Here is a 9,171-nt window from a genome sequence, read left to right as displayed (position 1 = left end):
TTGATACATAGTATTAAATGTTTACAAACGCATATTTTTTGATGGCTCAGTAGCTCAGTCGGTAGAGCAATGGACTGAAAATCCATGTGTCGGCGGTTCGATTCCGTCCTGAGCCACCTTTTATATTCGCGGGTGTAGTTTAATGGTAAAACCTCAGCCTTCCAAGCTGATGTCGTGGGTTCGATTCCCATCACCCGCTCCATTTCATGTTAAATGGGCCTGTAGCTCAGCTGGTTAGAGCGCACGCCTGATAAGCGTGAGGTCGATGGTTCAAGTCCATTCAGGCCCACTTCGTTCCGCAGTAGCTCAGTGGTAGAGCAATCGGCTGTTAACCGATCGGTCGCAAGTTCGAATCTTGCCTGCGGAGCCATATTTTTGGGGAAGTACTCAAGAGGCTGAAGAGGCGCCCCTGCTAAGGGTGTAGGTCGCGTAAGCGGCGCGAGGGTTCAAATCCCTCCTTCTCCGCCATAAGGCCCGTTGGTCAAGCGGTTAAGACACCGCCCTTTCACGGCGGTAACACGGGTTCGAATCCCGTACGGGTCATAAAAAAGCTTCCATTTACTTGGAAGCTTTTTTTGTTCGATGATAATAAAGAAGAAAGCCGCTTGTTCTTATCTGCAAGCGGCTTTCTGTTATTTTTTCTCCTTCAAGTAACTATCTTTTTCTTTGTAAGGAATGTCGCCTAACGGCGATTCAATCTGTTCTTCTTCTAATTCTTCTGCGTATAGTTGTTCCTTTGAAGACCGATAAAATCCGTTATTTTCTCCTTTCGCATCTGTTGCGGTGAAGTTTTCGTAGTCTTCTGTTACTCCTTCGCCAGTCTCTTCCATATCTTCATATAAATCATTGTATGTTCTCTGTCCTTCCATAAAGTCAGAAGGTGTTTCCGAGGTTCCATAGTTAGCTGCTTCTTTGAAGCTGTCTCCGTAATCTTTTATTTCTGCATCTTCATGTTGAAAGCGTCCGTTGATGCCAGGTTGAAGAATCTTCTCTTCAACTGGACGGTCAGCAGCTATTGTTCTTTCTGGTGTATGCTCTATGCAGTAGAGAGAGGCAGGCACCGCTTGAAGACGATCAAAGGAAATATCCTTTCCGCATTCAAGACATTTGCCGTACCTCCCGTCGTTCATTCTTTCTAGTGCTCTTTCCACTTTTTTTAATTCACTTTCATGATGTTCGCTTAATGCTTGATTTTTCTCTCTCTCATATAACTCTGTGGCTATGTCCGCTGGGTGATTATCGTACATAGAAAGCTCTCCTGTTGTCTCTTGTTGGCTCCCCGCCTCTTTTTCTGTTCCTTCCCTGTCTGTATGATGAAGAAGCTGTTCTTTTTGTATAAGCAAATCATTCTTTAATGAACGAAGTTGTTGATTAGATAACATCTCTTTCACATCCTTCTTTCTCTTTTAATCGATGAAATGAACCTATTCTTCTTATTTCCTTTCTTTTTTTATTTGAAACATGGAGAGAAGTTTTATGAAGAAGAGAGCGTGGCTGTTATTTATGCGATTGACGGTAAATAAAGTGGGGAATGATTGACAGGAAGAGTTCTGGAGGTGTATCTTTAAATAGGTTTGACTAGAATGAATAATTGATTTAAGTGCAATGGAGGAGAGTTCATTGTCTACTATAAAAAGCCAGCCGATCAAAGAAGCTTTTGTGCAGTCTATTCTTGAAAAGCAACATAATAAACGAACATCTTTATTTAGTTATGTCGAAAAGATTGATTGGATAGATTCTTTGCAATTTTACCAAAGCGGACGAGCTCTTTATGCGGGGGAACGCTTTTTTTGGAAAGATCGCGACGGAGAAGTGGAAATTGTCGGCCTAGGCAATATTTATACAATACGCAACGAAAAAACAGATCGATCCCGTTATGCAGAAACGGAGGAGAAATGGAATGATATGATTAAATGTTCATTTATTCACAACTCTTTCGATGCGTATGGGGTAGGGCCGGTTTTATTTGGCGGCTTTTCTTTTGATCCCAAGCAAGAACAGGAAGAAGAATGGTCTAAATTTTCCTCTGCCTTTTTTTATTTGCCGGAGTATATGTTAACGATCTATGAAGGAGAATGCTATTTAACGACGAACGTTATTTGCCCTTCTGATGAATTGGAGGAGCTCATAGATAAGCTGGAATCGAAAAAGGACTGGCTGCTCACACAGGCGAGCGCGCAGCAGCCGGACGAGCATAAGCAATTTGCTTATATAAAAGAGCAAAACACCGAGCAATGGAAGAAAGCAGTGAACGAAGCTGTTAAACAAATTCGCTCAGATGATGAGTTGAAAAAAGTTGTTCTTGCAAGAAAAATTGTTGCTGGCTTTAATCAAGAAATCGACCAGGATAACGTGCTGGAACGATTGATGAAGCAGCAGCCGGACAGCTTTGTTTTCTCGTTAGAAGCGATGGAATCTTGCTTTCTCGGCGCGTCTCCCGAACGATTGGTCCGCAAGCGAAACGACATCGCCTTGTCTACTTGTCTTGCCGGGTCGATTAAAAGAGGCAGAACTGACGAAGAAGATGACGCTCTCGGGAAGGAATTGCTGGATGATGAAAAGAATCGCATAGAGCATGATTATGTGGTTCAAATGATTAAGCGAGAGATGGAGGCTTTATGCCAGACGGTCAATATCCCGTCAGCTCCGGGACTAATGAAGGTAAGAGATATTCAGCACCTATACACGCCTGTTACCGGGATAACAGATGAAGGCCGTTCTATTTTGCAATTCGTTGAAAGGCTTCATCCAACACCTGCGCTTGGCGGGCTACCTAATGACAAAGCGCTTCCGGTGATTCGCCGTCTAGAGGAAATGGATAGAGGATTTTATGCCGGTCCCGTTGGTTGGATGGATTACCGGAAAAATGGTGAATTTGCTGTTGCCATCCGTTCAGGCTTATTGAGCAAGCAGCAAGCATTTTTGTATGCCGGATGCGGAATTGTAGCAGATTCAGAGGCAGAAAGCGAGCTGGCAGAAACGCGTATTAAGTTTCGGCCCATGCTGCGGGCGTTAGGAGAAATGGCTGATGAGTAGTAACCGAGAAAACTTAACATTATATAATGCTCATTTCATTGATGGGCTTGTAAGGGCAGGAGTAGAAAGCGCCGTGATTAGTCCGGGTTCGCGGTCTACTCCTATGGCGCTTTTATTAGCGGAACACCCGGAGATAAAAGTATATATTCAAGTAGATGAGCGTTCGGCTGCTTTTTTTGCCCTTGGATTAGCTAAAGCTTCCGGCAAACCGGCTGCTTTGTTATGTACATCAGGTACAGCTGCAGCTAATTATCTGCCTGCAGTGACAGAAGCGAAAAATGCACGGATTCCTCTGATTGTCATGACATCAGATCGTCCGCATGAACTGAGAGACGCAGGAGCACCGCAAACGATCGACCAAAACCGGTTATATGGAACTCATGTAAAATGGTTTGCTGAAATGGCGCTGCCGGATGCTGAAGAAAGCATGCTTCGCTACGTGCGGATTGCCGCGGCTAAAGCAGTGCACGCAGCGAAGCAATCGCCAGCTGGTCCCGTACATTTAAATTTTCCTTTTCGTGAGCCGCTGCTTCCTGATTATGACGGAGTGTTTGATCGGCTTGAAACAGAGGGGTTGCCATCCGTTTATCTCGGAGAAGGCGTGAAAGTTCTTCCGCCACAAGAAATACAAACAATGGCTGACAGATTAAAAGGCAAGTCAAGAGGCATTATTGTTTGCGGCGAACAGCAATCGAAAGGGTTTGAAAAAGCGGTAGTGGAACTGGCTGAAAAGCTCGGCTATCCTATATTGGCAGACCCGCTGTCAGGCTTGCGGAGCGGAGGCGTTCATTCTCCTGTCATTATAGATAGTTATGATGCTTTTTTAAGAAATGAGTCCCTTAAACAACAAGCATCATTTGAAGTGGTGCTTCGCTTTGGCGCCATGCCTGTTTCTAAAGCGCTCACGCAATTCATTAGTAAGCATGCGGCAGCCATCCATTGCGTCATTGACAGCGGAGGAGGCTGGAGAGATCCGGTTGGAGCAGCTACCCACATGCTGGCTGCTGATGAAAGCTCGTTTTGCCGCGCTCTTTCCTCTTGTCTTGATCAGCCAAGAGAAGAAAGCTCTTGGTTGAAAAGCTGGATTCAGGTCAATCAAACGGCAAGAGCGGCGATGAGAAGTATAGAAGAACATGAAGAATTGGATGAAGGCAAGCTATTTTATGAAGTGCTCAAGCGGCTTCCTGATGGATCAGCCTTATTTGTCGGCAACAGTATGCCAATTCGTGATCTGGACTCTTTCTTTTTTGAAGATGAGCGGAGCATCCGCTTGCTGGCCAATCGGGGAGCGAACGGCATTGACGGTTTAGTGTCCAGCGCGCTTGGAGCGGCAGCCATTGTGCCTCCGCTTTATTTAATCATTGGAGATCTCTCTTTCTTCCATGATTTAAATGGGTTGCTGGCCGCAAAGCTAAATGACTTGAACATAACGATTATTGTGATGAACAATAACGGCGGCGGGATTTTCTCTTATTTGCCTCAAGCTTCGGAAGAAAAGCATTTTGAGCAGCTGTTCGGAACGCCAGCCGATCTGAATTTTGCCCATGCCGCTAAACTGTACGGAGCTGCTTATGAAAAGGTTTCAGACTTAGATTCTCTGGATAAGAGCATGGCGAAAGCAGAAACGGCAAAAGGGCCTTTGATCATAGAAGCGATCACCGACCGGGCTGAAAATGTGATCGTTCATCGCCGTTTATGGGAAAAGGTGTCGCGGGAAGTGAGCGAGTTAACGGCAGGTGATCAGTTTTGGACATAAGCATCCAGCAGCGCCGGTATCACGTGGAAATCAACGGAGAAGGCGCTCCCTTGCTGCTGCTGCACGGCTTTACGGGAAGCTCAGAAACATGGAAAGAGACGATGAAGCATTTAAAAGAGAGCTATCAGTGCATGGCTGTCGATATTATCGGCCATGGCAAGAGCAGCTGTCCAGCAGATAGAAAAGAGTATAATATAGAGCTTGTGGCTGAGGACATGAAAACTATTATGGCAGAGCTGGGCCATTCCCGGTTTCATGTGCTTGGCTATTCCATGGGCGGAAGGCTGGCTTTAACGATTGCTGTTCTGTTTCCCGCTCTTGTGCAGTCCTTACTGCTGGAAAGCGCTTCTCCAGGGCTGAAGACAGCGGAGGAACGGAGAGCACGCCAGCAATCGGATGAGGCGCTGGCGGAAAGGATCGAGCAGGAGGGAATAGAAGCCTTCGTTCAATATTGGCAGGATATTCCGCTGTTTGCTACACAAAAAAAGCTGCCGCCGCAGAAGCAGGAGGCCATTCGCCTGGAGCGGCTGCGCAACTCCCCGGCAGGCCTCAGCGGTTCGTTAAGAGGAATGGGGACAGGCGTCCAGCCTTCCTGGTGGGAGGCTCTGCCTAAGCTTTCTATGCCGATTTTGATCATGACTGGCACAGAAGATCAAAAGTTTGCACGGATTGCTTCCGAGATGGCGCAATTGCTTCCAAAGTCAGTCTGGAAAGAAATAAACGGAGCGGGACATGCGATTCATGTGGAAGATTCCGCGAAGTTTGGTACAATAATAAAGGAGTTTTTATCCCGTACATAATAAGGAGGAATGAATGATGGCTATTAATTGGGTAAGCGAACGCCAATACGAAGATATTTTATACGAAACATACAACGGTATTGCGAAGGTCACCATTAATCGTCCTGAGGTGCATAACGCTTTCCGTCCTAAAACTGTGATGGAAATGATCGATGCGTTTGCCTATGCTCGTGATGATGAAAAAATTGGTGTCATTGTTTTAACAGGAGCCGGCGATAAAGCATTTTGTTCAGGCGGCGATCAGAAAGTGCGCGGTCACGGCGGATATGTAGGAGAGGATGAAATCCCTCGTCTGAATGTGCTGGATCTGCAGCGTTTAATTCGCGTCATTCCCAAACCGGTTGTAGCGATGGTAGCAGGTTATGCGATCGGCGGCGGACATGTTCTTCATGTCGTTTGCGATTTAACTATTGCAGCTGAAAATGCCGTATTCGGTCAAACAGGTCCGAAAGTCGGAAGCTTCGATGCCGGATACGGTTCTGGTTACTTGGCTCGCATTGTCGGTCATAAAAAAGCGAGAGAAATTTGGTATTTATGCCGCCAGTACAATGCTCAGGAAGCACTCGACATGGGACTCGTAAATACGGTTGTCCCGCTTGAGCAGCTGGAAGAAGAAACGGTTAAATGGTGTGAAGAAATGCTTGAGAAAAGCCCGACAGCTCTTCGCTTCTTGAAAGCAGCCATGAATGCCGATACAGATGGTCTGGCTGGTCTTCAACAGCTTGCTGGAGATGCGACGCTCTTGTATTACACAACAGATGAAGCGAAAGAAGGAAGAGACGCTTTCAAAGAAAAGCGCAAGCCAGACTTTGGACAATTCCCAAGATTCCCTTAATACAGGCATGCAGGTGAAGACAATGCCGCAGCTGTAGAAAAGAGGTAATTAATTAAAAATCCCTCTGGCTGGCGGGTGCATAAAAAAGCTTGATGGGCAGCCATCAAGCTTTTTTTGTCAGCCAGCCAGAGCAGGATAGGAGGAATGAAGATGGCTGAAAGGGTGCCAAACTGGTTAAAACAGCGGGTTCTGCTGACACCTGATCGTCCGGCCTTATTCTTTGAAGGGACCGCCTGGACATTTGCTCAGTTGTATGAAAAAGCTTTGAGTTGGGCGGCCGAATTGAAACGAGAAGGGCTAAAGACTGGGGAGCGGGTTGGTCTGCTCGTCCAAAATACGCCGGATGCGGTGTGTGTGATTCATGCAGTCCAGCAGCTGGGAATAGAGGCTGTTCTCTTAAATCACCGGCTGACAACGGGAGAGTTGATGTGGCAATTGACAGATGCCGAGCTAGCGGCGGTTGTTTATGATCCTGTTTACGAAGAGACCGTTGAGAAATTAGAGGGGACTTTCGTTCGCAAAAGCTTATCCAGCCCTTTGCCGGCTGAGCAGGCGGCTGGCCGCGAGGAATTTTGGCTGGAGGATACATGTTCAATTATGTATACCTCAGGAACGACAGGAAAACCAAAAGGGGTTCGGCAAACCTATGGAAATCACTGGTGGAGCGCGACTGGCTCAGTATTTAATTTAGGTCTCCAGGAAAATGATTGCTGGCTTTGTGCCGTGCCCATTTTTCATATAAGCGGTTATTCTATTTTGATGCGCAGTGTCCTTTATGGAATTCCGGTGCGCTTATATACTCATTTTGATGAACGTGTGATTAATGAGTCTTTGCAGAAAGGAGAAGGAACGATTATTTCTGTCGTTTCCGCTATGCTCTCCCGACTTATAGAATCGCTGGAGGGACGCTACCATCCCAATTTCCGCTGTATGCTGCTCGGTGGGGGGCCGGCTCCAAAGCCTCTTCTGGAAGCTTGTGAAGAGAAAAAGATTCCTGTGTTTCAAACCTATGGAATGACAGAGACTGCTTCGCAAATTGTGACATTGCCTCCCGAATATAGCTTAACAAAACTTGGATCAGCCGGAAAACCGCTCTTTCCGTGCCAGCTGAAAATTGCTGCTCCGCCTTTCTCAGAAGGGGAGATCTTAGTGAAAGGACCGAATGTCACCCCTGGCTATTTGAATCGCGAGGAAGCGAATCAGGCTGCTTTTACGGATGGATGGTTCCATACCGGGGATATTGGTTATGTAGATGAAGAAGGCTTCTTATTCGTTCTGGACCGCCGTTCCGATCTAATCATCTCCGGAGGGGAAAATGTCTACCCTGCTGAAGTAGAGTCTGTCCTGCTCAGTCATCCTTCCGTGAGAGAGGCTGGTGTCGCTGGTGTCGCTCATGATAAGTGGGGACAAGTTCCTGCCGCTTTTATAGTCGAAAGGGAGCCAGTCACTGAAGAAGAGCTGCGTCAGTTCTGCGAAGAGAGGCTGGCAAAATATAAGTGTCCGGCTTATTTCATAAAAATGGATTGCCTGCCGAGAAACGCTTCTAAAAAACTGCTGCGCCGCGAGCTGAAGGTGCCATTGGATTAAAAAAGCGAACGGGAGAGTGCACTTTCCGCAAAAAAGCTGACACAGAAAGCTGGAGGTTTCCCGCTTTCTGTGTCAGCTTTTATTTATTTCATTTGGATTCTGTGTTTGCGGCTTTTTACGGTCCTCCCACGTTTCCGGAACAAAATCAAAGCCGCCGGGATGAAACGGATGGCACTTTAACAGGCGAACCACCGTTAAATACCCGCCTTTCCACGCACCAAACCGCTTGACGGATTCTAGCCCGTAATGAGAACATGTCGGATAAAAACGGCAGGTAGGCGGCTTTAATGGAGAAATCACCTTCTGGTAAAATCGGATTACAAGGATAAACAATTGTTTGATCATAAAACATCCGCCTTCATCTCGAATTTACTTCTTGCTTTCATCGTCTTTTGGCAAATGCGGGTTGTTCTCCAGCGGATCAATCGTATGCTTGAAGGCGTAGCCTTTGTTCACCGTAAAAACAGACAGGGCGATAACAACGGCAATAATGACAACAGAAATAATCATAATGGTAATCAATTGACTTCCCTCCCGTGACCATTATATCATTTTTAGTGAAGAGAACGAGTTTGAAAATGCAACAATCAGGGTAATAACTAAAATAGCAGGAAAATGAATAGGAGGAATAAAAAGATGTCTCAACAATTGATTGAAAGTGTAAACAAGCAAATCGCCAACTGGACGGTGATGTACACTAAATTACATAATTATCACTGGTTTGTTAAGGGTCAACAATTCTTCGCGCTTCATGAAAAGTTTGAAGAGTTTTACACAGAAGCAGGTGTTCATATTGATGAGTTGGCTGAGCGTTTGCTGGCCTTAGAGGGCAAGCCGGTGGCTACGCTGAAAGAATCCTTGGCGATGGCTTCTGTCAATGAAGCAGAAGGCGGGGAAACAGCGGAACAAATGGTTCAATCCACGGTGGATGATTTTACAATCATGATCAATGAATTAAAAGAAGCGATGGATCTTGCGGCAGAAGTAAATGATGAAACAACAGGCGACATGCTGCTTTCTATTCATCAAGGGCTTGAGAAGCATGTCTGGATGCTAAAGTCCTTCTTAGGGAAATAAGAAAAAAGAATGAACAGCTAAAAGGATGCCTCCAATCAGAGAGCATCCTCTTTGTTGTGGATGGGACCGGTTGCTTTCCA

9 protein-coding genes and 6 tRNA genes are annotated in these 9,171 nt (G+C 46.1%); 12 read left to right on the top strand and 3 right to left on the bottom strand.

Annotation, left to right across the window (positions count from 1 at the left end; all coding sequences use genetic code 11):
* The first annotated feature begins 43 nt into the window (after positions 1-43).
* The 6 genes from BBA02S_RS19155 (at position 44) to BBA02S_RS19130 (ending at position 543) form a co-directional block, all read left to right on the top strand.
* Positions 44-116: transfer RNA gene (locus tag BBA02S_RS19155), tRNA-Phe, on the top strand.
* Between the two features lie 12 nt (positions 117-128).
* A tRNA-Gly gene (locus BBA02S_RS19150) sits at positions 129-202 on the top strand.
* A 13-nt stretch (positions 203-215) separates the two neighbouring features.
* A tRNA-Ile gene (locus BBA02S_RS19145) sits at positions 216-289 on the top strand.
* Between the two features lie 6 nt (positions 290-295).
* Positions 296-370: transfer RNA gene (locus tag BBA02S_RS19140), tRNA-Asn, on the top strand.
* A 7-nt stretch (positions 371-377) separates the two neighbouring features.
* A tRNA-Ser gene (locus BBA02S_RS19135) sits at positions 378-468 on the top strand.
* A 3-nt stretch (positions 469-471) separates the two neighbouring features.
* Positions 472-543, top strand: a tRNA-Glu gene (locus BBA02S_RS19130).
* Between the two features lie 89 nt (positions 544-632).
* Here BBA02S_RS19130 and BBA02S_RS19125 read toward each other — a convergent pair.
* Positions 633-1,382 carry a TraR/DksA C4-type zinc finger protein gene (locus BBA02S_RS19125; protein WP_041097899.1) on the bottom strand — a complete coding sequence of 250 codons (750 nt, stop codon included), beginning with the start codon at positions 1,380-1,382 and terminating at the stop codon, positions 633-635.
* Positions 1,383-1,620: 238 nt separating this feature from the next.
* On the opposite strand from BBA02S_RS19125, the gene BBA02S_RS19120 reads away from it, so the two are divergent.
* From BBA02S_RS19120 to BBA02S_RS19100, 5 genes are all read left to right on the top strand, one after another.
* Positions 1,621-3,036 carry an isochorismate synthase gene (locus BBA02S_RS19120; protein WP_041114037.1) on the top strand — a complete coding sequence of 472 codons (1,416 nt, stop codon included), beginning with the start codon at positions 1,621-1,623 and terminating at the stop codon, positions 3,034-3,036.
* Positions 3,029-4,792, top strand: a complete 1,764-nt coding sequence (gene menD, locus BBA02S_RS19115; RefSeq protein WP_041114036.1) for a 2-succinyl-5-enolpyruvyl-6-hydroxy-3-cyclohexene-1-carboxylic-acid synthase — start codon at positions 3,029-3,031, stop codon at positions 4,790-4,792. Before BBA02S_RS19120 ends, menD begins: the two co-directional genes overlap by 8 nt.
* Positions 4,783-5,592, top strand: coding sequence for a 2-succinyl-6-hydroxy-2,4-cyclohexadiene-1-carboxylate synthase (menH, locus tag BBA02S_RS19110; protein ID WP_052475147.1), 810 nt, complete (start codon positions 4,783-4,785; stop codon positions 5,590-5,592). The genes menD and menH overlap by 10 nt, the downstream gene beginning before the upstream one ends.
* A 16-nt stretch (positions 5,593-5,608) precedes the next feature.
* A complete protein-coding gene (menB, locus tag BBA02S_RS19105; RefSeq protein ID WP_041097893.1) occupies positions 5,609-6,427 on the top strand; it encodes a 1,4-dihydroxy-2-naphthoyl-CoA synthase in 819 nt (272 codons plus the stop codon).
* 150 nt (positions 6,428-6,577) lie between these two features.
* Positions 6,578-8,014 carry an o-succinylbenzoate--CoA ligase gene (locus BBA02S_RS19100; RefSeq protein ID WP_041114035.1) on the top strand — a complete coding sequence of 479 codons (1,437 nt, stop codon included), beginning with the start codon at positions 6,578-6,580 and terminating at the stop codon, positions 8,012-8,014.
* A gap of 72 nt (positions 8,015-8,086) precedes the next feature.
* Here BBA02S_RS19100 and yidD read toward each other — a convergent pair whose 3' ends face one another.
* Positions 8,087-8,359 (bottom strand): membrane protein insertion efficiency factor YidD, encoded by a 273-nt coding sequence (gene yidD / locus BBA02S_RS19095; RefSeq protein ID WP_052475146.1) that lies wholly within the window; start codon positions 8,357-8,359, stop codon positions 8,087-8,089.
* A 24-nt stretch (positions 8,360-8,383) separates the two neighbouring features.
* A complete protein-coding gene (gene ytzI, locus BBA02S_RS20445) occupies positions 8,384-8,536 on the bottom strand; it encodes a YtzI protein (RefSeq protein WP_082028150.1) in 153 nt (50 codons plus the stop codon).
* A 114-nt stretch (positions 8,537-8,650) separates the two neighbouring features.
* Here ytzI and BBA02S_RS19090 point away from each other — a divergent pair, with 114 nt between their 5' ends.
* Complete coding sequence (locus tag BBA02S_RS19090; protein WP_041097889.1) at positions 8,651-9,091, top strand: Dps family protein; 441 nt, start codon at positions 8,651-8,653, stop codon at positions 9,089-9,091.
* The last annotated feature ends 80 nt before the right edge of the window (positions 9,092-9,171 follow it).

Origin of the sequence: Bacillus badius NBRC 15713 (genome assembly GCF_001591605.1) — a bacterium.
Classification (GTDB): Bacteria; Bacillota; Bacilli; order Bacillales; family Domibacillaceae; genus Pseudobacillus; species Pseudobacillus badius.
This window is presented reverse-complemented; position numbering and strand designations above follow the sequence as displayed.